The sequence below is a fragment of the Qipengyuania sp. BR81-2 genome, assembly GCF_055693895.1.
Map to the genome: position 1 here is coordinate 2,391,943 of NZ_CM146344.1, position 21,585 is coordinate 2,413,527.

The 21,585-nt window shown below is 61.6% G+C and carries 14 protein-coding genes and 1 pseudogene; 9 read left to right on the plus strand and 6 right to left on the minus strand.

The annotated features are described in order from the left end of the window. Positions 1–7 precede the first annotated feature (7 nt). On the minus strand, positions 8–1,945 hold the full coding sequence (locus ACZ1G8_RS12115) for an alpha/beta hydrolase family protein (RefSeq protein WP_472679612.1): 1,938 nt from the start codon (positions 1,943–1,945) through the stop codon (positions 8–10). A gap of 119 nt (positions 1,946–2,064) precedes the next feature. Here ACZ1G8_RS12115 and smpB point away from each other — a divergent pair, with 119 nt between their 5' ends. The 9 genes from smpB (at position 2,065) to alaS (ending at position 13,730) form a co-directional block, all read left to right on the plus strand. Beyond that, positions 2,065–2,547, plus strand: coding sequence for an SsrA-binding protein SmpB (smpB, locus tag ACZ1G8_RS12120; RefSeq protein ID WP_221553609.1), 483 nt, complete (start codon positions 2,065–2,067; stop codon positions 2,545–2,547). Positions 2,548–2,729: 182 nt separating this feature from the next. Further along, on the plus strand, positions 2,730–3,263 hold the full coding sequence (locus tag ACZ1G8_RS12125) for a DUF2062 domain-containing protein (RefSeq protein ID WP_472681249.1): 534 nt from the start codon (positions 2,730–2,732) through the stop codon (positions 3,261–3,263). Further along, positions 3,260–5,743 carry a hybrid sensor histidine kinase/response regulator gene (locus tag ACZ1G8_RS12130; RefSeq protein WP_472679613.1) on the plus strand — a complete coding sequence of 828 codons (2,484 nt, stop codon included), beginning with the start codon at positions 3,260–3,262 and terminating at the stop codon, positions 5,741–5,743. The genes ACZ1G8_RS12125 and ACZ1G8_RS12130 overlap by 4 nt, the downstream gene beginning before the upstream one ends. A gap of 44 nt (positions 5,744–5,787) precedes the next feature. Beyond that, positions 5,788–7,287, plus strand: a complete 1,500-nt coding sequence (locus ACZ1G8_RS12135) for a DUF4139 domain-containing protein (RefSeq protein WP_472679614.1) — start codon at positions 5,788–5,790, stop codon at positions 7,285–7,287. A gap of 16 nt (positions 7,288–7,303) precedes the next feature. After that, positions 7,304–8,620, plus strand: coding sequence for a DUF4139 domain-containing protein (locus tag ACZ1G8_RS12140; protein ID WP_472679615.1), 1,317 nt, complete (start codon positions 7,304–7,306; stop codon positions 8,618–8,620). Continuing rightward, positions 8,508–8,981 carry a hypothetical protein gene (locus tag ACZ1G8_RS12145; RefSeq protein ID WP_472679616.1) on the plus strand — a complete coding sequence of 158 codons (474 nt, stop codon included), beginning with the start codon at positions 8,508–8,510 and terminating at the stop codon, positions 8,979–8,981. The genes ACZ1G8_RS12140 and ACZ1G8_RS12145 overlap by 113 nt, the downstream gene beginning before the upstream one ends. 113 nt (positions 8,982–9,094) lie before the next feature. Then, a complete protein-coding gene (gene recA, locus ACZ1G8_RS12150) occupies positions 9,095–10,156 on the plus strand; it encodes a recombinase RecA (RefSeq protein WP_221428589.1) in 1,062 nt (353 codons plus the stop codon). Positions 10,157–10,367: 211 nt separating this feature from the next. Further along, on the plus strand, positions 10,368–10,994 hold the full coding sequence (locus tag ACZ1G8_RS12155; protein WP_472679617.1) for a glutathione S-transferase family protein: 627 nt from the start codon (positions 10,368–10,370) through the stop codon (positions 10,992–10,994). 72 nt (positions 10,995–11,066) lie between these two features. Further along, the gene (alaS, locus tag ACZ1G8_RS12160; protein WP_472679618.1) at positions 11,067–13,730 is read left to right on the plus strand and encodes an alanine--tRNA ligase; all 2,664 of its coding nucleotides are present in this window, start codon (positions 11,067–11,069) and stop codon (positions 13,728–13,730) included. 46 nt (positions 13,731–13,776) lie between these two features. Here alaS and ACZ1G8_RS12165 read toward each other — a convergent pair whose 3' ends face one another. The 5 genes and pseudogenes from ACZ1G8_RS12165 to ACZ1G8_RS12185 all read right to left on the minus strand — a co-directional run bounded on the left by ACZ1G8_RS12165 (position 13,777) and on the right by ACZ1G8_RS12185 (position 21,180). Further along, entirely contained in the window at positions 13,777–13,956 is a 180-nt protein-coding gene (locus ACZ1G8_RS12165) for a hypothetical protein (RefSeq protein WP_472679619.1), read from the minus strand. A gap of 42 nt (positions 13,957–13,998) precedes the next feature. After that, positions 13,999–14,520, minus strand: a complete 522-nt coding sequence (locus ACZ1G8_RS12170; RefSeq protein ID WP_472679620.1) for a hypothetical protein — start codon at positions 14,518–14,520, stop codon at positions 13,999–14,001. A gap of 2 nt (positions 14,521–14,522) precedes the next feature. Beyond that, on the minus strand, positions 14,523–16,283 hold the full coding sequence (locus ACZ1G8_RS12175) for a cation:proton antiporter domain-containing protein (RefSeq protein WP_472679621.1): 1,761 nt from the start codon (positions 16,281–16,283) through the stop codon (positions 14,523–14,525). A 70-nt stretch (positions 16,284–16,353) separates the two neighbouring features. Continuing rightward, a complete protein-coding gene (locus tag ACZ1G8_RS12180; protein WP_472679622.1) occupies positions 16,354–19,341 on the minus strand; it encodes a M10 family metallopeptidase C-terminal domain-containing protein in 2,988 nt (995 codons plus the stop codon). Between the two features lie 269 nt (positions 19,342–19,610). Further along, positions 19,611–21,180, minus strand: a pseudogene (locus ACZ1G8_RS12185) (GNAT family N-acetyltransferase). Positions 21,181–21,585: the final 405 nt, after the last annotated feature.

Consider the following 21,585-nt stretch of genomic DNA (forward strand, 5'->3'; position numbering starts at 1 on the left):
GCAGACTTCAATCGGCAGGGTTGTGCTTCTCGACGAACTCGACTGCTGCCTTGAGCATGGTCGTCCGGCTATCGGCCTGCGATAGCCAGTGATCCTCGCCTTTGAGCTCGATGAGCGTGACCGGCTTTCCGGCATCTTTTAGGGCATCTTCCATCAGGACGGATTGGGCAAAGGGAACCACGGTATCGTCGCGGCCATGGACGAGGAGCACGGGAGCGGTCGCCTTGGCAGCCTGCGCGGTAGGCGAAATCGCGTCGAGGTTCGTTCCCTCTCCGACCAACCGTTCGATGCCGCGGCTCAGGATGCTCGAACGTCCGGACAGTTCGTAACGGAAGAAATCCTCGATGTCGTAGACACCGTTTACCCCTACAGCGCAGCGATAGCCGTTCTGGTGGATCGTTACCCCGGCAAGCGCCGAATACCCGCCGTAGCTTGCACCGACGATACAGGCGCGATCGGCGTCTACAATTCCGCGTTCGGCAAGCGCGCGAAGGCTGTCGCCGATATCGGTCTGCATCTTGCCGCCCCATTCGCCGTCGCCCGCTTCGACGAAACTGTCGTCACGATTGGTCGAGCCGCGGAAGTTGGGCTGGATCACGGCGTATCCGCGCGAAGCGAAGGCCTGTGCCCACCAGTCGAAGGCCTCTTCGTCGCGGGAGGTCGGGCCGCCATGGGGCAGCACGACCACCGGCAGGTCTTTCGCTTCCTCGCCGGAGGGCAGGGTAAGAATGGCTTCGATCGTGAGGCCGTCCGACGCTTCGAACTCAACGGTTTCGATTTTCCCGATGGCGAGGCCCTGCACGAAGGGGCGTTCCAGTCCGAGCATCGCGCGTGCTCCCGAAGTGGTATCCATACGGTACCAAGTGCCGCTGTCGTAGTTTCCGCTGGTCGCGAAAACCACTGCAGAGAGATCAGGCGTCCAGCTTTCCAGGTCGATGTCCCCCGCTTTCCATTTGGCGTAAAGTTCGGAAAGTGCGGGGTTTTCCTGGCCTTGCGAAAGCATCACCTTGCGCGAGCGGCTCACGATGCCGAGTACGCGGCCATCATCTCCGTGGATCAGGCGGTGCACGTCCTCATCGGCCCAGATTTCACGCGTTTCACCGCCGTCTAGCGGCAAGGTGAGGTAGGTCGTTAGCGCAAGGTCGCTGTCGTAGTTGCGGTAAATCAGGGAAGTGCCGGAGACATCGAGACCGACGAGGCTTATGCGTCCTTCCTCCTGTTTGTCGCGAGCGATTGCCTTGCCGCCTTCGTTCTCTATGCGCCAGCTGCCGCTGCGCTGGTCGACGAAGAGCGTTGCGACGATCTTGCCTTCGTCACCGACGAGCCACGAGCGGGACTCGTTCTCACCTGCGGGATAGGCGACCTGTTCCGCTTGGCCGGTCGCCAGGTCGACGGAGAAGAGGGCAGGACGGAAATGGAGGATTCGATCCTCGCCTGAGCGCCTGCCCATACGATAACCACGGAAGAAACCTTTCCAGCGACCCTCGACTTCACGGATGCCATCAAACCCGGCGACGAAATTGGCAATCGAGCGCTGCTCTGCGAAAATCGAGACGACATCCCGGTTGTCGTCCAGCGGGAGGACGTTTGCGCGGGTCCATTCGCTCTTGTTCTGACCTGCGCCGTAGGCGACCGTATCTGTTTCCGTGCGACGTAGCAGGATGGCCTCGTCGCCGACCCAATCGATGCCGCGCACCTTTGCATCGCCGACAACGAATTGCTTCACCGGCGCACCGCTGCTGTCGACCACCAGGATCTGACGCTGGTTATTCGTGGTCATGAGCATCGCCGTGTAGGCGCCAGAACGTGAGATTACCGCCTCTTCCAGTGCAGGGAGCGCGCCGTAAGCTTCAATCGGCGTATTCTGCGATTGTGCCGACGCCGGGACCGACACGGCGACGAGACTGCTCGCAAGAAGTAGTGCAAACTTCGAAAATTCAGGCATGCGACCCCCAAGTACATTCAATCAATTCACGCTTTTAGTGTGATATTTTCTGTTGGGAAGCATTCTGGGGTCCGCCCTCTTTCCCTTTTCCCCGACAGCGCTTACATGCGCGCCTCGTTATGGCACGTCCCAAACCCGCCACCTTCGACAAGCAGAAAGTCGTCGCCGACAACCGTCGCGCGCGCTTCGACTATGCGATCGAGGAAAAGTTCGAGGCGGGCCTCGCGTTGCAGGGCACCGAAGTGAAGGCGTTGCGCGCGGGCGAAGCGAGTATCAAGGAAGCCTACGCCGAGGTGCGTGACGGGCAGGTGTGGCTCATCAATGCCAACATTCCCGAGTATTCGCACGGCAACCGGCTCAATCACGAACCGCGCCGTCCGCGAAAGCTGCTTCTCCACACGCGCGAGATCGACAAGCTGTTCGGCGCGGTCGAGCGCAAGGGCATGACGCTGGTCCCCCTTTCGATCTATTTCAATGCGACGGGGCGCGCCAAGGTCGAGCTCGCGCTGGCCAAGGGCAAGCAGGCGCATGACAAGCGCCAGACCATCAAGGAGCGCGACTGGAAACGCGACAAGGCGAGGCTGATGCGCGAAAAGGGATAATCGCGAAGGATTTTTGCCCTTTTTCAACGCCGAAGCGCTACCACATAGGATGTCATGCTGATCTCGCCGCCTCCTGCCTGTAACTTGCCGCTGCCAATAGTTGCGGCGGGCGACCCTGCAGGAGCGCAGCCGTGAACAGCTTCAGGTCCAAGACTTTCCTCGCGGATTTCATCCGCAAGTACATGCCGACGCGCGAGGAAATGGCGCAGAACAAATATCTCAAACCGATCGCGCACCGCTTTCTGACGCCCGAACTCTGGCGCTTCACGCGGCGCAGCGTACCGCGCGGTGTTGCGTTGGGGCTGTTTGCAGCATTTATCGTCCCAATCGGACAGATCTTCCTGGCTGCCTTCTTGGCGCTTCCCGCGCGTGCGAACGTCCCGCTTAGTGCGTTGGTCACTTTCGTAACGAACCCTTTCACGCTGCCCTTCTGGCTGATCTTCGCCAACAAGACGGGCGCTTTTGTGCTTAACATCGACCGGGCAATGGGATCCGGCGCCGGCCAGCTCGCGGAAGATGGCGGTGCGCTCGCCCGCTGGCTCGAGGTCGGTGGTGTGACCGCTTTCGGATTCCTCGTTCTTGCGATAGTAAGCGCTGCGGTCGGTTATCTGATCGCAGGGTTTGCGTGGCGGTTCGTCGTCGCGCGCAAGCGTAAGAAACGGCTCGTGGCGATGGAAAAGCGCCTCGACGAGAGGATGCGGGAGAAGGGTGAATGAGCCTCTCGGGCGACGAGGCACAACAAGGTCTTCCGCCGCTCCCGCTTCTGTTTGGGATCCTGCTCGCATTTACTGTCTCGGTCGGGGTGATCTGGCTTGCGGCCGGAAACTCGCTTGCTGCGGTCGCATATGGCGGCGCATTGCTCGCGGTTCTGTTCAGCCTTCTCCTCGCCGCCCGCCTGCGGACCGCGCCGGTTGAAGAGGCTTCGGGCCAGCCAGATTGGGCAGTCACTGCGGCAGCGATCGAGAACGCACGCCGCGCCATCGCAATCTCCGACCGTGCAAACCGCCTGACCTGCGCCAACGAAAGCTTCTCGAACTGGTTTGGGCACGATGTCGCGCCGCATGAAGTGCCGCTCGACTCGGAATCACGCCAGCAGCTGATCGACGGGCAGCGCCAAGCCTGGCGCGAAGGAGTCGCAGAACGCAAAAATCTGCGCCTCGAGGAAGGTAGCCAGATCTTCAACCTTTCGATCGAGCGGGTAGGGCGCGGCGAGGATTATCTGGTGTGGCGCTTCACCGAAGTGGTGATGCGCCAGACCTATGACGGTGTTGCCGAGCGAATTTCGGGACCGTTTGGCACGATGATGTCGCGGGCAGGGATCGAGCTCGCACTCGTCTCGCCTGACGGTATCGTTCAGGCGGCAACGCCGGGGCTTGGCGAAAGGGCGACGGGAACGAAGGATTCCTCGCTCAACGGACAGGAGTTCGTCCAGCTGCTGCGTTCTGATGACCGCGACCGCATCTTCTTCGCGCGCGAGGGCCAGCAGGGCACTCCTCAAACGCTCGTGCACGTGCCTTTGGACCTGCCGCGCACGTCTGAAGGACTGGCTGCGGACCAAGCCCCGTCGCTCATGCTGCTGGTTGACAGCAGCGTCGGGATCGGCGGTGGCTGGCAGGGCAGCGGCAAGGCTGCCATCCCGCAGCTCGAGGCCTTACTTTCGGCCCTCCCGCTTGGCCTCGCGCTGACCGACCGTGACGGTCGTTTCCTGTTCGCCAACAAGGCATTCCTCCGTGCCGTCGAACGCGAGAATGTCGGCCTGCCGCAATTCCCCTCCGACCTCGTGGTGCGCGAGGACAAGTCGGCAATGGCAGACACTGTGCGCCGCTTCGCCAAGGGTGCGACCGCGAGCGGCGACATGGCCGTCCGACTGGCTGGCGATACCGAGGAGCCGGTTTCCATCGGCCTCGCCGGAGTGCGCGGGCTGGGCGATGCTGCCGTGCTTCTCTCGATCAGCGATTCCACCGAGGAAAAGCGTCTCCGCAGGCAGGTCGCGCAGGCAACCAAGATGCAGGCAGTCGGCCAGCTCGCAGGGGGTGTCGCGCACGACTTCAACAACGTGCTCACCGCCATCATCGGCTATTGTGACCTCATGCTGCTGCGTCATACGCCGGGTGACAGCGATTACGATGACATCCAGCAGATCAAGGCGAACTCGAACCGCGCGGCGTCGCTGACGCGTCAGCTCCTCGCCTTCAGCCGCCAGCAGACGCTGCGTCCGGTCGTCCTGCAGATGCCCGACGTTGTCAGCGAAGTCAGCCAGCTGCTCAAGCGCCTGATGGGCGACAAGATCGAGTTCGCCGTGCGTCACGACCGCGAGCTTGGGCCGGTGAGGGCCGACCCCCAGCAGCTCGAACAGGTGATTATCAACCTCGCCGTGAATGCGCGCGACGCGATGCAGGCGCATGCCGACAAGACCGGCAAGCAGGACTGGAAGGGGCGGCTCACTCTGGCCACGCGGCGCATATCGGCCCGCGATGTGCGCAAGATGGGCATCGATATCATGCCCGCCGACGACTACACGGTGCTGATTATCCAGGACACCGGCGGCGGCATCCCGGAACAGCATCTCAACAAGATCTTCGAGCCCTTCTTCACCACCAAGGAGCAAGGCAAGGGCACCGGCCTCGGGCTGTCGACCGTTTACGGTATCGTGAAACAGTCCAACGGCTTCATCTTCGCCGACAACGTGACCGGTGCCGACGGAACCCCCGCGGGCGCCCGCTTCACGGTCTACCTCCCGGTGCACAAGGGCGAGTTGCCCGAGAACCAGCGCGGCGAGGACCAGGAAGAGGCCAAGGCCAGCGACTGGTCGGGTGGCGGCAAGCTGCTGCTGGTCGAAGACGAGGACATGGTGCGCGCCGTTGCAGAGCGCGCTCTTACTCGCGCGGGCTACCAGGTCACGACCGCCAGCGACGGCGAGGAAGGTCTTGCCGAGATCGCGAATGGCGATACCGAGTTCGACCTGATCGTCTCCGACGTGGTGATGCCGGCGATGGACGGACCGGCCATGGCGCGCGCAATTCGCAAGGTAAAGCCGAACATCCCGATACTTTTCATGTCGGGATATGCCGAAGAGCAGTTGCGCAACAACATCGATATCGACAACATGCATTTCATTCCGAAGCCGTTCAGCGTTCAGCAAATAAATGCGAAGGTATCTGAAGTGCTTGGAGAGCAGGCCAAGGTCGACGCCTGACCGAATGGGTGTCACGATCCTGGCCTTGTGAAGGGGGGATTGTGATGAGGGTTCGCGGTTTTACTTTTGCAGCATCGGTTTCACTGGCGTGCAGCGCTCCGCTGTTGGCGCAGTCGAGCGCGGAGGCGCTCGCTGATCCCGATGCCACTGCGCAGGGCGATGTTTCGATCACGATCTACAATGGCGGACGCAGCCTCGTGCAGGACGTTCGCCAGCTGTCGATCCCGGCCGGACAGTCCACGATCAGCTTTCCCGACGTCTCGGCACGTATCCAGCCCGAAACTTTAAGCTTCGCTGCCGACGGCACCGCAATTGTCGAACAGAATTTCGATTTCGACCTGCTGACACCGACCAAGCTCATGGAAAAGGCGATCGGGCAGACGATCACCTTGCTGCGGACGAACCCGGCGACCGGCCAGGAGACGCGCGAACGTGCGACCGTTCTCTCGACCGCGGGCGGCGTGGTGGTGAAGATCGGTGACCGCATCGAGGTATTGCGTGACGACGGGCTGCCGGTCCGTGCAATCTTCGACCGGGTGCCGAGCAACCTGCGTGCCCGCCCGACACTTTCGGTCACCCTTGATTCCACGCGTTCGGGTACTCGCCCCGCCTCGATCCGCTATCTTACCAGCGGGCTTGGCTGGACCTCTGACTATGTCGCGCTGTTCGACGAGGGCAACGGCACGATCGACATGCAGGGCTGGGTGACGCTGACCAACCAGACCGGCACCACTTTCCATGATGCCGACCTCCTCCTCGTCGCGGGCGACCCGACAGGCGGCAATGGGCGCAGGAACCGCGGACGCAGCATGGTCACTCCGGGCACGGAGGCGGCCGAACGCGAATCTCTAGGGGACTTCTATCTCTACCCGCTCGACGAGCGAACGACCGTTGCCAATGCCCAGACCAAGCAGGTCAGTTTCCTCGACGTCCAGAGCGTGCCCGCACAGCGGCGCTACGAACGCCGCGTGGGCTGGCTGTCGCGCGATGACCAGCCCGTGGCCGTCAGCACGGCGATCTCCTTCAATACTTCTCGCTCGCAAGGGCTAGGTGACGCGCTGCCGGCCGGGACCGTGCGTTTCTACCAGCGCGACAGCCAGGGTACCCCGCAGTTCATCGGGGAATCGCGCATCGGCCACACGCCCATGGGTAGCAGCCTCTTCCTCAGGACCGGCAACGCCTTCGATGTCTATGTCCAGGCCGAGGTCGAAAGCCGCGACGAGATCAGCAAGGGCGAGTGGGAGAAAACCGCCCGCTATCGCGTCATCGAGGATGACCAGGTCGTCCGCACCGTCGAGACCGAGCGCGAGATCAAGTACTACCGCACGACGATGCGCTACACGTTCTACAACGCCAAGCGCAGCCCCGTGGATGTCGAATTCTACCAGGACGGACTTTATCGTGGCTGGTGGGCGCGCGACTTCCGTGTGGTGTCTGAAGATGTCCAAGGCGAACAGCAGGGCATCGGTTCCCGCAAATGGGACGTGCGCGTGCCTGCCGAGGGCGAGCGCGTCGTCCGGGTGGTCTACGAGACCAAGCACTGAGCCGGAGCGCGCGGTCATGCGTTTCCTCCCCTCACTAGGCATTCTCGCGACTATCGCGCTGAGTGCGCCCGCAGCCGCGCAGGATGATCGGCAGCGTGTCTTCGCTTCGGAAGCGAGCCACTATGCCGTGACCGTCTACCGCGATCCTGAGCGCTCGGTTGGCGCGCGCATGGAGCGCGACATGCCGCGCGGCTACGCGATGATCAGCGAGACGCGTACGGTCACCCTGCCGCCGGGCCGTTCGACGATCCTTTTTGAAGGGGTCGCCGAAGGCATGGTCGCGGTCAGCGCCATCGTCACGGGCCTGCCCGGCGGCACTATCGAGAAGAACCGCAATGCCGATCTTCTCTCGCCCGCAGCGCTGGTCGACCGCACGCTCGGCAACCGCGTGACGATTACGCGCCAGAACCCGGCGACAGGTGTATCGCAGAGCGAAGAAGCGATCGTTCGCACTCGGGCCGACGGCGGCCTGGTGCTCCAGACAAGCGCCGGATACGAAGCCGTGCGCTGTTCCGGTCTTCCCGAAAAGCTGACCTTCGACGGCGTCCCGCCCGAGCTTTCGGCGCGGCCGATCTTCAATATCGATACCTTCAGCGAAACCGGCGGCACCTATGAAGTGGTTCTGACCTATCTCTCGTGGGGCTTCGACTGGGAAGCAAACTATGTCGCGCAGCTGGGCGAGGGCAGGCGCGACGGCACGTTCGACATGGGGCTGATGAGCTGGCTCACGGTGCTCAACGATAACGGACAGTCTTTCGAAGATGCCGAGCTGATGGTGATCGCGGGCGACATCGAGATCGAATCCGATTTCGAGGAGCTTGCCCAGCCTCCGGAGGCGCGCGGGCTCTATCTCACCTGCTACCCGATCGGCAGTACATCGCGCGGCTCGCCGATCCCGAACTATGGCCCGCCACCGCCGCCGGCGCCGCCACCGCCTCCCATGTCTGACGGCTTCAATGGCGATTCAATCATAGTCACGGGGTCGCGGCTCAGGCGCAGCAATTTCGAGATCGGCGAGTGCGATAGCGGTCGTGTCCGTAGAGGCGATGGCGCGAGAGGAACAGCTCGCGGATCTCAAGCTCTACCGTGTTCCACGGCGAGTTACCGTCGCATCAAAGGGCATGAAGCAGGTTGCCTTCCTCTCGCGCGAGGCAGTGCGCACCCGTTGGCTCTACGAAGCCGAATGCGACTTGGAACAACGCTGGTACGAGGTCGAGGAAATGGACGACCTCGACGAGACGGAGATCAAGCTGCTGACCCGCAACGAGGAGGAATACGGACTTGGCGCGTCCTTGCCGCTGGGCAAGCTCAATGTGTTCGAATCGACCAGTGAGGGACCGCAGCTTGTCGCCGAACTGGATCTGCGTGATTATCCCGTGGGCCAGGAAATCGATCTTGACCTAGGCGAGAGCGCGAAGGTCTACGCCGAATGTGGCTATACGCACGAGGACGACCCCGACGAGCGCGGTCGCAAATGGTCGAATATCAATGTCGTCTTGTGGAATGCGAATGAAGCTACCGCCCGCGTGAGGCTGGTCCTCGGATATCCCGACGACTGGGAGCTGCGAAGCTGGGGGCCCGAGGCCTATGTTAAGAATGGCGACCTCGTGATCGACGTGGATGTCCCCGCCAATTCCCGCTTCGACCGCAGCTTCAGAGTGCGCCGATCGAAGCTCTGGCTGAGCGAAAACTAGCGAAGTTGGAAAAAATTTCTGTTCCACTCTTGTTCTTGTGGAACAAACGCGGTACATGCCTTGGCAGTTGAAGAGTCAGATCCGGCTCTGGAAATGCAAAAGGGGAATGTGTCATGGCGGCTAGTCTGAAGCTTGTAGAAGGAAAGAAAGTGGACGCAGACCGCCAGAAGGCATTGGACGCCGCCCTGTCGCAGATCGATCGCGCATTCGGCAAAGGCTCGGCGATGAAGCTGGGCCAGAAGGAAGCGATGAATGTGGAAGCTATTTCCACCGGTTCGCTCGGCCTTGATATCGCGCTTGGCATTGGCGGGCTTCCCAAAGGCCGCGTGATCGAAGTTTACGGTCCGGAAAGCTCGGGCAAGACCACGCTGGCGCTGCATGCCATTGCCGAAGCCCAGAAGGCTGGCGGCACTGCGGCATTCGTCGATGCGGAACACGCTCTCGATCCCGTCTACGCCAAGAAGCTGGGCGTCGATGTGGACGAATTGATCGTCTCGCAGCCCGACACGGGTGAGCAGGCACTCGAAATCACCGACACGCTGGTTCGTTCGAACGCGATCGACATCCTCGTGGTGGACTCGGTGGCCGCGCTGGTTCCGCGCGCCGAGATCGAAGGCGAGATGGGCGATAGTCATGTCGGCCTCCAGGCACGTCTCATGTCACAGTCGCTGCGCAAGCTGACCGGCTCGATCAACCGCTCGAAGTGCATGGTGATCTTCATCAATCAGCTGCGCATGAAGATCGGTGTGATGTACGGTAACCCGGAAACCACCACCGGCGGCAACGCGCTCAAGTTCTATGCGTCGGTCCGTCTCGACATCCGTCGTACCGGCCAGATCAAGGATCGTGACGAGGTGATCGGCAACTCGACCCGTGTGAAAGTGGTCAAGAACAAGGTCGCCCCTCCGTTCAAGCAGGTCGAATTCGACATCATGTACGGCGAAGGCATCTCCAAGATCGGCGAGATTCTCGATCTCGGCGTGAAGGCCGGCGTAGTCGAAAAGTCGGGCAGCTGGTTCAGCTATGACAGCGTCCGCATCGGCCAGGGCCGCGAGAACGCCAAGACCTTCCTCAAGGAAAACCCCGAAATGTGCGCCAAGTTGGAAGCCGCGATCCGCGGCAAAACCGACGAGGTCGCCGAGGAGATGATGACTGGTCCGGACGCGGAAGACTGATCACGCCTCTTCAAGCGGGAGCGCGCGCGGCAACCATTCCCCCGCCACGCGCAAGCCGGACTGTCCCCCGGCGCTCCCGGAAACACGGAAAGCCGGTGCGCGCGCTCTCTCCATTGCCGCCGCACCGGCTTTTCGCGTCTGGCGCCGAAAATTCCTGCTGGCGGAGGGCTGGCTGGCAGCCTAAGCCGCTCCCAAGCAAGGAGAGATCGCCATGACCATCACCGTCCACCACCTCAACAATAGTCGCTCGCAGCGCATTCTCTGGCTCCTCGAGGAACTGGGCGCCGATTACGAGATCGTCTCCTACCAGCGTGATGCGGAAACCAATCTTGCACCGCCGGAGCTCAAGCAGGCGCACCCTCTTGGAAAATCGCCTCTGATCGAGGACGACGGCCGTATGATCAGCGAGAGCGGAGCGATCGTCGAATATCTCTGCTCCCGTCACGGCGGCGAAAATTGGATCCCCGATTGCGGAAGCGATGCCTGGATCGACCATCTCGAATGGATGCAGTTCGGCGAGAGCTCTTTCTTCGTGCCAGTCATGCTCAAGATCTATGCCGGACGCCTTGGCGAGGCGGCAGCACCGCTCATGCCGCGCGTGGAAGAACAGCTCGAAGCGCATATCCGGTATGCGGAGGAAAAAATTTCGGATGAACTGCATTTCGTCGGCAATGACTGGAGCGCGGCAGACGTGATGATGAGTTTCCCTGCAGAGATCGCTGTGATGCAGGGCTATGGAGAGAAAGCTCCGAAGCTTGCGCGCTTCGTCGAAGCGATCCACGCGCGCCCGGCATGGCAGCGGGCACGTGAGCGGGGCGGTCCCTACTTCGTCTGGTAAGCGGTCAATTCGCTCACAGACAGGGAGCTTTCCGGCTTGTCGCGCGGGCAGTGATTGCCTAACTGCGCTGGCATGACGTCGACCAACGAAATCCGCCGATCCTTCCTCGATTATTTCGCAGCCGCGGACCACGCCGAGGTTGCGAGTGCGCCGCTCGTGCCGTTCAGCGATCCTACGCTCATGTTCGTCAATGCGGGCATGGTGCCGTTCAAGAACGCTTTCACGGGCCTCGAAACGCCGCCCGCGCCGCGTGCGACGAGCGCGCAGAAGTGCGTGCGTGCAGGCGGCAAGCACAACGATCTCGACAATGTCGGCTACACGGCTCGGCACCACACGTTCTTCGAGATGCTCGGCAACTTCAGCTTTGGCGACTACTTCAAGGAACAGGCGATCGATCACGCCTGGACGCTCCTGACCAAGGAATGGGGTCTCGATCCCGAGCGCCTGCTGGTCACCGTCTACCACACCGACGATGAAGCCTTCGACCTGTGGAAGAAGCGCACCGGCTTTGCCGACGAGAAGATCATCCGCATCCCGACCAAGGACAATTTCTGGGCGATGGGTTCGGACGGACCCTGCGGTCCGTGTTCGGAAATCTTCTACGATCACGGCGATCACATCTGGGGCGGTCCTCCGGGAAGCCCCGAAGAAGACGGCGACCGTTTCGTAGAAATCTGGAACCTCGTCTTCATGCAGTTCACGCAGGAAGCGGACGAGATCGTCGGCGACCTGCCCAAGCCCAGCATCGATACCGGCATGGGGATCGAGCGCGTGGCCGCCGTGATGCAGGGCGTCCACGACAATTACGATACCGACACCTTCAAGGCACTGATCGGCGCGAGCGAGAGCCTGACTGGCGTCAAGGCCGAGGGCGACAAAACCGCCAGCCACCGCGTCATCGCGGACCACTTGCGCTCCACCAGTTTCCTGCTTGCCGACGGCGTCTTGCCCAGCAACGAAGGCCGCGGCTATGTCCTGCGCCGCATCATGCGCCGCGCCATGCGCCACGCCCATCTTCTCGGCGCGAGCGAACCGCTGATGCACCGCCTCGTGCCCGAGCTCGTCAGCGAAATGGGCGCCGCCTATCCCGAGCTTGTCCGTGGCCAGCCCCTTATCCAGGAAGTTCTCGAGCGCGAGGAAACACAGTTCCGCCGCACGCTCGACAAGGGTCTCAAGCTGCTCGACGAAGCGACCGGCGACATGGGCGAGGGCGGTATGCTCGACGGCGAGACCGCATTCAAGCTCTACGACACCTTCGGCTTCCCTTACGACCTTACCGAGGACGCCCTGCGCAATCGCGGTATCGGCGTCGACAAGGACGGCTTCGATGCAGCCATGGCCCAGCAGAAGGCTGCAGCACGCGCTGCCTGGAAGGGCTCGGGCGAAGCTGCGAGCGAAGAAGTCTGGTTCGATATCGCCGAGCGCGAGGGTTCGACCGAGTTTACCGGCTACACCTCCGATACCGGCGAGGCCGCCGTCGTCGCGCTAGTGAAGGACGGCAAGGAAATCGACAGCGCCTCGGTAGGCGACGATGTCATCGTGCTGACCAACCAGACGCCTTTCTATGGCGAAAGCGGTGGCCAAACCGGCGATGCCGGACGCATCTGGACGCCCGAAGGCCTCGATATCGCTGTCTCGACGACGAACAAGCCGCTCGGCCGCCTGCATACGCACATTGCGAAGATCGAGAAGGGAAGCGTGAAGGTCGGCGATGCAGTGCATCTCGAGATCGACGCAGAACGCCGCGACCGTATTCGCGCAAACCACTCGGCCACCCATCTGGTCCATGCAGCTCTGCGCAATCGCCTCGGAGGACATGTCACGCAGAAGGGCTCGCTGGTTTCCGATGACCGCTTCCGCTTCGACTTCTCGCATCCCAAACCGCTAAGCGACGAGGATGTCGCGGCGATCGAAGCCGAGGTGAACGAGGAAATTCGTGCCAACGAAACCGTGGGCACTCGCCTGATGACGCCGGACGACGCTGTTGCTGCAGGTGCGCTTGCGCTCTTCGGCGAGAAATACGGTGACGAAGTCCGCGTCCTATCGATGGGCCGCAAAGGCGACGAGGGGAAGAACTACTCGGTCGAACTCTGCGGCGGGACGCATGTCGAGGCGACGGGTGACATCGGACTGTTCAAGATCGTATCGGAAAGCGCGGTCAGCTCGGGCGTGCGCCGCATTGAGGCTCTCACCGGTGAAGCAGCGCGCCAGTGGTTGCTCGCCCGCGATGAGACTGTCCGCCTGATCGCAGGCGCCCTCAAGACTTCGCCCGATGAAGCGGCGGCTCGCGTCTCGGCACTGGTCGACGAACGCAAACGGCTCGAAAAGGAATTGGCCGAGGCCAAGCGCGCTCTGGCGCTCGGCGGGGGCGGTTCCGGTGATGCAGGACCTGCTGACGAGGATATTGGTGGTGTGACCTTCTCGGGCCAGGTGATCGACGGCCTCAGCCCGAAAGAGCTGCGCCCGCTGCTCGATGAGGCCAAGACCCGTATGGGGTCCGGTGTGGCAGCGATCTGCGCGATCAACGAGGGCAAGGCAGCCTTCGCCGTGGCGGTTACCGACGACCTTACCGGGCGTTTCAGCGCAGTCGATCTCGTTCGGGCCGGCGTGGAAACTCTGGGCGGGAAGGGCGGCGGTGGCCGTCCCGACATGGCGCAGGGCGGCGGACCCGATGGGTCGAAGGGCGAGGAAGCAATCGGCGCGGTCCGTGAGGCCCTAGCAAAAGAAAACGCCTGACCGGCGCGAAACCGTTCAGGCGTTCTGCTCTCCTCTCCGGAGTTGATCAGGCCGAGGGCGTCTTCTTTGTTACGCCGCTCGAACCCTGTTCGATGTCATAACCCTCGGTATCGCCCGGCTTGCCGCGAAGCTGGTCGGGTGCCTGGTCCTTCAGCGGACCTTCGACATTCTGCGGTTTGAACTTTTCGTCGTTCGGGATGGGCTTGGTCGGATCGGGCTTGCTCATGATGATCTCCTTTCCCGACTAACGGTCGACAAGAGGGAAAGATCATGATTTCCGCAGTTTGGCGGGATCGATCGTGGCGTAGATGCGTCTGATTGCGTTCTGGCATTTCTCGAACGCCTTGGAATTTGCAAGCGAGGCACGTGATTGCCCGATCCACGCGATTTCCTCTTCGAGGTCAGACAAATCCTCCCTGACCGTCTCTTCGTCCACGACCGCTTGCGCCCTTTCGACGAGATAGGCGAGGTCGCTGAGCGGTCTCATCGCAAGGAAGGTCTCGACCATTGGGCCGAGAAGCTGGGGGTCGTCTCGCCAGTCGCGGCCCTCGAAGAGCTGTTGGACCACGTGCTGTCCAGCACCGAAGCATTCGTAGCGAATGCAGCCGCTGAAGCCCTCCTGCTCGCGCCGTTCGTAGATGGTGCAAAGTCCGTCGCCACCGAGCTTGGGGCAGGGCTGGCCTGCTGCCTTGGAGGCCGAGAAGCCAGGCATGTCATCCGACGGGTAGGCAATGCAGCACAGCGCCGCGCAGCGGCTGCAATCAGCGCGCGTTTCCAGCTTGGCGGACATCGTCAGCCCTGGCTCGTGCTCGAGCGAAGCTTGGGCTTGTAGTCGAGCGCGCCCTTTTCCTCGATCTGCGCCCTGAAATCGTCGCGCTTCTCGTGGATCGAGGCGATGACTGGCCCCATGGCGACGCCGATGTCGACCAGCACCGCTTCGGTTAGTTGCAAGGTTGCCTCAAGCGTCTCGGGCACAGCGTGGCTGGCACCCGCGCGGTAGAGTTCGGCGGCGTGTTCGACGTCGCGTGCGCGTGCCACAATCAGCAAGTCCGGATATTCGCCGCGCAGTTTGCGGACGAGCCGTTCGGCCAAGATGGGTTCATCCATGGTGAGGACGACCGCCAAAGCGTTGTCGATCCCGAGGCGGTGGAGCGCGTCACCGCGGGCCGCATCCCCGAATACTGCACGGAAACCCTGCCGCTTTGCGCTCTCGATGAGGTCGGCATCGGAATCGAGCGCGACATAGGGTTTTTCGTGGGTGTCGAGCATCTGCGCGATGATCTGGCCGACGCGGCCGGCTCCGATGATGATAACGCGGGGCTCGTCCTCGTCTTCGTCGGGCAGTTCGGGAGCGGGCTCGATCTGCCGCGCAACGATCCTGCCGAGGCGAGCCAGGAGCGGGGTAACCGTGAGGCCGATGGCTGTCACGATCTGCCAGAACTGGACCGTACCCGGTTGCAGGAGAAGAGCCGATCCGGCGGCTGCGAGGACGATCAGCGTCGTCTCCGAAGGACTGGCCATCAGGATGCCGGTTTCAGCCGCAGTGCTTCGGCGTGCCCCCATTAGACGCAGCAGGACGCCCGTTAGCAGTGCTTTAAAAACCAGCACGCCCACGACGGCGGTGGCGATCGCACCGAGGTTGTCCCAGATCGTGCGCAGGTCGATGGTCATGCCGATGGTGATGAGGAAGATACCGAGCGCTAGCCCCTTGAAGGGCTCCATGATGCTTTCGACCTCGCTGTGATACTCGGTCTCTGCGATCAGCAGGCCTGCAATCAGAGCACCGACGATCGGCGAGAGGCCGACCGCGGCAGTGGCAAGGCTCGCCCCGATTACGACCAGCAGTGAAGCAGCAAGGAAGAGTTCGGGACTTTTAGTGCGGGCTGCCTGCGCAAAGAGGCGGGGGAGGGCGAAGCGTCCCGCGATCATCATCACCGCTATGACCAGAGCGCCCTGCCACAGTGTGGTCATCAGGCCTTCCCAGCCTTCGGACGCGGCATTCGGTGCCATTGCGCCAAGGATGAAGACAATCGGCACAATCATGATGTCCTCGAAGAGCAGCATCGATAGCGCCGCGCGGCCGACGGGGCTGGTGCTGCCCGAGATCGGCAGGACGATCGCGGTCGAGGAGAAGGCAAGGGCGAAGCCCAGCGCCAGGGCGCCGATCCAGTACTGCCCCATCATCGAGAGGACCACGGCAATACAAAGTCCGCCGATAAGGAGCTCGGCTGCGCCAAGCCCGAAAACGAGCCTTCTCAATTGCCAAAGGCGCTTAAAGGACAGCTCAAGCCCAATCGCGAACAGCAGGAGGATGATCCCGAACTCGGCAAATATGTCGAGCGCCCCGGGATCCGATATGGTTATGTGTTCGAGCCATGGTCGCTCGAACACCATCTGGCCAAGGCCATAGGGCCCCACGAGAATGCCGATCAGGATGAAGCCGATGACCGGCGTGATCCGGAATCGCGTAAAGACCGGAATGACGAGCCCGGCCGCGCCCAGGATAACGAGCGCGTCCGATAGAGCCGGTGATGCGAGTTCGCCCGATGCCATGCCTCGTCGTAAATTCGCTAGGTGCGAATGTCACGCTGCATATGGAGCAATCCCAAACTGAACGAACCGCTTACACGAAGATCATATTCTCCGTACCCGCGAGGGCAAGCTTGTCGTCGAGAGGAGGCATGATCGCGGCAGATTCTACCACCTCGAAATCGCTCGCTGAAAGCACTTTGCCAGCTGCGACTTTAGCGAAGAGCTGTGCCGCCTGGCTTCCGTTCCCATCGGGATCGTACCAGATTTCGCCGGTGGCCTGATCGTAGATGATGCGGTCGTCTGCTTCTTGAGCCGAAGTCCCGACATGGAATTCGTTCGAAGACAAGATGCCAAGTGACGTCAGCGCGCCAAAGTCTCCACTGCGATCGAGCTGGATTGTGTCGAGCCCCTCCTGGAAGTCTGCAACCCGATCCGAGTTGGCGCTCCCCACAAGGTCGAAGAAGAAGATGTCCGCGTCCTTACCGCCGATCAGCGTGTCGTTGCCGGAGCCGCCGGAAAGGAAGTCTGCGCCATCGTTTCCGTAGACGTAGTCGTTGCCGCCATCGCCCCACAGCTGGTCGGAACCGCCCTCGCCGTAGAGGACGTCGATCCCGTCTCCTCCGCGGATAGTGTCGTTGCCGATGCCACCCCACGCCCGGTCGTATCCGGCGCCTCCGTCGATCTCGTCATCGCCGTCATCGCCGTAGAGTTGGTCGCCCAGAGTGTCGCCGAAGAGAATGTCGTTATCGGCACCGCCATAGATGATGTCGATGCCATCGCCGCCCCTCACGGTGTCGGAGCCGCTGCCTCCGGAAATCGTATCATCGCCGCCTTCTCCGAAAATTCGGTCATCACCGGCATCGCCGTTGATTGTGTCGCCATCGGCGCCCCCGAGAAGGGTGTCATTACCGTCGCCGCCGGAAAGGAAGTCTGCGCCGTCGTTCCCGTAGACATAGTCGTTCGCACCATCGCCCCACAGCTGGTCGGAACCGCCCTCGCCATAAAGGACGTCGATCCCGTCTCCACCACGGACCGTGTCGTTGCCTGATCCGCCCCACAGTCGGTCGTAACCTGCACCCCCGTCGAGTTCGTCATCGCCGTCTTCGCCGTAGAGCTGGTCGCCCAAAGTGTCGCCAAAGAGGATATCATTATCGGCACCGCCATAGATGATGTCGATGCCATCTCCGCCCCTCACGGTGTCGGAGCCGCTGCCTCCGGAAATCGTGTCGTTGCCGCCTTCGCCAAAAATACGATCATTTCCGGCATCGCCGTCGATCGTGTCGCCATCGGCGCCGCCGAGCAGGGTGTCATTGCCGTCGCCGCCCGAAAGGAAGTCCGCCCCGTCGTTCCCGTAAACATAGTCGTTGCCGGAACCGCCCCACAGCTGGTCGGAACCGCCATCTCCAAGGAGCACATCGATGCCGATACCTCCGCGGATGGTGTCGTTGCCCGCACCGCCGTAGAGCCTGTCGTATCCTGATCCACCGTCGAGCTCGTCGTCGCCGTCATCACCGTAGAGCTGGTCGCTGTCGGCACCGCCGTGAATTACATCTCCTCCGGCTCCGCCGTAGATGGTGTCATTCCCGCCATTGCCCCAAAGCTCGTCGTTACCGGCATTGCCGCGTAGATCGTTGGCAGCTTCGTTGCCGTAGATATCGTCGTTGCCCGAGCCGCCGATTGCATTTTCGATAACGGTGCCGCGCGCAATGCTGACATTACCGACCCTGGAACCGACGCTCGAGAAAGCCTCTTCCCGCAGGTCGATAACCTGGTTGTTGCCGAACCCACTGTAGTCGAGCGTATCGATGCCGCCGCTATCGAAGATCGTGTAAGCGGTCGTCGAAAGGGGTGTGGCATCGTAGACATCGCGGCCAGCATTACTGTTGAAGCCGTAGGTCGTGTCTCCAAGCCGGGTCGTCGTGGAAAGCCCATAAAGATTGCCGATGGCCAATACATCGCCGACCATCGGGGTGGTCACCAGTGCAAGGTTGAACCCCTGGCTGCTGAAATAGCTGTTCTCGATCTGGTTGAAATACGACATCACGGTCGTAGACCAGGCGTCGTTTTCGTAAAGCGCGTCGGTCGCATAGTCGGCGCCGCCATTGTAATTGCCGGCATGGCCAAGGCCCAGCGCGTGCCCGATTTCGTGAAGATAGGTCTGGAAGGCGTAGCTGTTCAGGGTCGCGCCATATTCGGCCACCCAGTCGGCGGAGACATTGACTGTCGAAGATGTGATCGTCGAGCCGGTGCGCGACGATGATGCGAATGCACCGGCTTCGGTATCCTGGAATGTGATCTCGGCACCAGAGGTGACCGAAACGAACTCGATACCGGTCACGTCGGACCAAAGGGCAAGCGCCTCTTCGGCAAGATATTGCGCATCCGCCGGAAGCGCGCTGACATCATAAGTCAACTGGCCATCAGCGCCCACGTTGAAGGATCGCGAGGCTCCGCCCCAGTAACCATGAGTGAGCTGATCCGCGATTTGGTCGTAAGTATAGACCGGGATCGGCTGCGTCTCGGTGACCTCGATCGTGTATTCGCCGACCTTGTTGTTCGCGTAGGAATCGGCCTCAATGTAATAGGTGCCGCCGTTTTCGGAGATAAAGCGAAGAAACGAGTTTAGGCCCGCTCCGCCATCGTCGTTCTCGGCAACGAGATTGCCGTTCTCGTCATAGAGGCGCAGGTAGGTATCGCTGACCGGAGTGGCACCCGAACCGAACAGAGAGATATCGATCTTCTCGCCGGCCTGAAGAGTAATGCGGAACCAGTCGGTGTCGCCTACGACCTCGAGTTCATCGGTAACGCTTTCGCCAATCGAAATTGTCGCGGTCGTGCTGGTATCGCCGGGAACATCGGGATGGTTGGAATGTGTCGTCGTCGTTCCGTTCGGTGACGAAGCCGACTGGACCTTCAGCGCCTCCTGCGCGCCGCAGCAGACGCAGCCACATGAGGTCGCGTGATTGAAGTCGTAGCTGCCCAGATCCAGTCGCGAGAGATCATAGGCTGCGCGCACTGTAACAGCAGTGTCCGCACCTTCCGCGATATCTTGCGCGCGAGCGTAATCGGTAACAATCATTTCGAAGACCCCTAGTCGACCCATAAGGCACGTCCCGACATGCCCATTCCTTTACCGTATAACTAGCAGTTTAGCTATTTCGCCAGAGTTAATAGCCCGACCGAGGCGTCTTGTGGACGGAATGAGCCACAAGAAGCGGGCTGCTGGCCCCAAATGTGAAGGGCTTGGACGCACGCAATCTGGCGCATTCTTTCGAATTGCAGACCCGTTCTACTTGCAGCACCGCATATTCTAAGGGCGCCTGCCTTGTGGAAATTTGGTGGGCCGCTTCAACCGCCGCCCGGATGTGCGGGCCCCAGCGGTTCGCGACGCGGGCGCGGTTTGCCCGGATGCTTGCCGTCCTCGTCCCACTCGATCCGATAAAGGTCGAAGCGCCGGTCGGCCAGGTTTCTGACGGTGCCTTCGGCGCGCGCCCATTGCAGGTCGGCTAGGTTGACGTCGCTGATGGTGAGCGTTTCGACATTTTCGGTCGATTCCGCGGCAATACCGTCGCGAGCGAAAGGGAAGTCGCAGGGCGTCAGGATGCAGCTTTGCGCATACTGGATGTCCATGTTCCCCACATTCGGCAGGTTGCCGACATTGCCTGAGAGCACGACGAAGCACTGGTTCTCGATCGCGCGTGCCTGTCCGCAGTAGCGCACGCGCAGGTAACCTTGGCGGCTGTCGGTGCAGAAGGGCACGAAGATGATGCGCGCGCCCTCGTCTGCGAGCCGGCGGCTGAGCTCTGGGAATTCGCTGTCGTAGCAGATCTGCACCCCGATCGGGCCGCAATCGGTCTGGATGACCTCGACCTTGTCGCCACCCTTGATGTTCCACCAGTACCGCTCGTTGGGGGTGGGGTGGATCTTCTCCTGCGCATGGACCGATCCGTCACGCAGGCAGACATAGGCGACATTATGGATATCGCCGTCTTCCATTCGGGTCGGGTGGCTGCCGGCGATGATGTTGATATTGTAGCGCATGGCCATCTCGGAGATGTCGTCGCGCAGGCGAGGGGTGTATTCGGACAAGCGCTCGATCGCCTCGACGGGCGAGAGTTCTTTCTCCTCGAAGCTCAGTAGCATCAGCGTGAAGAGCTCGGGAAAGACTATGAAGTCCGATCTCGTAATCGCTTGCGACATCGACGAAATATGTGACGTGCCGCATGAATTCTTCATAGTCGGCCACTTGGCGAGCCTGCAGCTGGCAGGTCGCCACACGTACCGCTTCCACTCCTCGCGGAATGCGCTTCTTCACCGGCTGGTCGCGCTCCACATAGGGGTTGCGCCAGACCATCATCACGGCATTGGCCATGCTGGCCTTGTCCTCGGGCAGGTAGCCCTCGATTATCCGCTCCGGCTCGAAGCCGTTTGCCAGCTGGAAGCGCAGCACGGGGTCGTGCAGCTTACCTTCGACTACTTTCTCGAGGTAATCCTTCGGCCCAACGACGCGTCGGCGGAAGCGGCGGTAGTTCGGCATGCGGCCGGCGAAGACGATACCGGTGAGGTCGCGCTCTTCTGCCAGCGCACGGCGCTCTTCATACAAACGCCGCCCGATGCGCACGCCGCGTACCTTGGGGTCGACGCACATCTCGTAGCCATAGAGCCAATCACCCGTCGGATCGTGTCGGCTGCCGTAGCCGTTACCGGTAATTTCGTCCCAGTCATGGTCCTGGAAAGCGAGGGCCTCGGCGACCTGCATGGTGGCACAATAACCGACCACCTCGTCATCGAGCAGGGCGACGAAGCAGCCTTCCTTGAAATTGTTGATCTGGCCGCGGATTTCGCCGTGCGTATAGGCGGGCATGTCTTCGTAGACGCGGCGCACGAGGTTCGCGATGCCGGGAATGTCCTTGATCATCGCGTTGCGCACGTCGAGCCGCTTCTGCCCGAACTTTTCCGACCCCTTGCGGCGAGTGGTTCGCTTCTTTGCAGGCTGTTTCGCCATCATGTCCCCGACTGGTTGGCCCGACCCCCAATTGCAGTCGGCTTTAATGCGCAATGTGCCAACCCTCTTTAGGTTTCCACCCTTGGTTGCGGCAACCGCCTCCGACACGTTGGCCCCGCGCGATTTGCGTGCAAAGCTGGCGCAGCACAGTTTTCGCAGCGGCAGTTTGCCTGTATCTGCTAAAAGTTCAAAGCGCCCGTTTCGCCTGACTTGAGGGGCAGGAAGTCCTTTCGTCATGCGGAATAGAGAGCGTGGATGGGTGCGAGCTCACGTGGAGCGTCAAGTGACAATGCGATCAGGCGATCTCGTCTCAGGAAC

Coding starts and splice junctions, on each gene's coding strand:
- ACZ1G8_RS12115 (WP_472679612.1), bottom strand. CDS start 1,945: ATGCCTGAATTTTCGAAGTTTGCACTACTTCTTGCGAGCAGTCTCGTC.
- smpB (WP_221553609.1), top strand. CDS start 2,065: ATGGCACGTCCCAAACCCGCCACCTTCGACAAGCAGAAAGTCGTCGCC.
- ACZ1G8_RS12125 (WP_472681249.1), top strand. CDS start 2,730: ATGCCGACGCGCGAGGAAATGGCGCAGAACAAATATCTCAAACCGATC.
- ACZ1G8_RS12130 (WP_472679613.1), top strand. CDS start 3,260: ATGAGCCTCTCGGGCGACGAGGCACAACAAGGTCTTCCGCCGCTCCCG.
- ACZ1G8_RS12135 (WP_472679614.1), top strand. CDS start 5,788: ATGAGGGTTCGCGGTTTTACTTTTGCAGCATCGGTTTCACTGGCGTGC.
- ACZ1G8_RS12140 (WP_472679615.1), top strand. CDS start 7,304: ATGCGTTTCCTCCCCTCACTAGGCATTCTCGCGACTATCGCGCTGAGT.
- ACZ1G8_RS12145 (WP_472679616.1), top strand. CDS start 8,508: ATGGACGACCTCGACGAGACGGAGATCAAGCTGCTGACCCGCAACGAG.
- recA (WP_221428589.1), top strand. CDS start 9,095: ATGGCGGCTAGTCTGAAGCTTGTAGAAGGAAAGAAAGTGGACGCAGAC.
- ACZ1G8_RS12155 (WP_472679617.1), top strand. CDS start 10,368: ATGACCATCACCGTCCACCACCTCAACAATAGTCGCTCGCAGCGCATT.
- alaS (WP_472679618.1), top strand. CDS start 11,067: ATGACGTCGACCAACGAAATCCGCCGATCCTTCCTCGATTATTTCGCA.
- ACZ1G8_RS12165 (WP_472679619.1), bottom strand. CDS start 13,956: ATGAGCAAGCCCGATCCGACCAAGCCCATCCCGAACGACGAAAAGTTC.
- ACZ1G8_RS12170 (WP_472679620.1), bottom strand. CDS start 14,520: ATGTCCGCCAAGCTGGAAACGCGCGCTGATTGCAGCCGCTGCGCGGCG.
- ACZ1G8_RS12175 (WP_472679621.1), bottom strand. CDS start 16,283: ATGGCATCGGGCGAACTCGCATCACCGGCTCTATCGGACGCGCTCGTT.
- ACZ1G8_RS12180 (WP_472679622.1), bottom strand. CDS start 19,341: ATGATTGTTACCGATTACGCTCGCGCGCAAGATATCGCGGAAGGTGCG.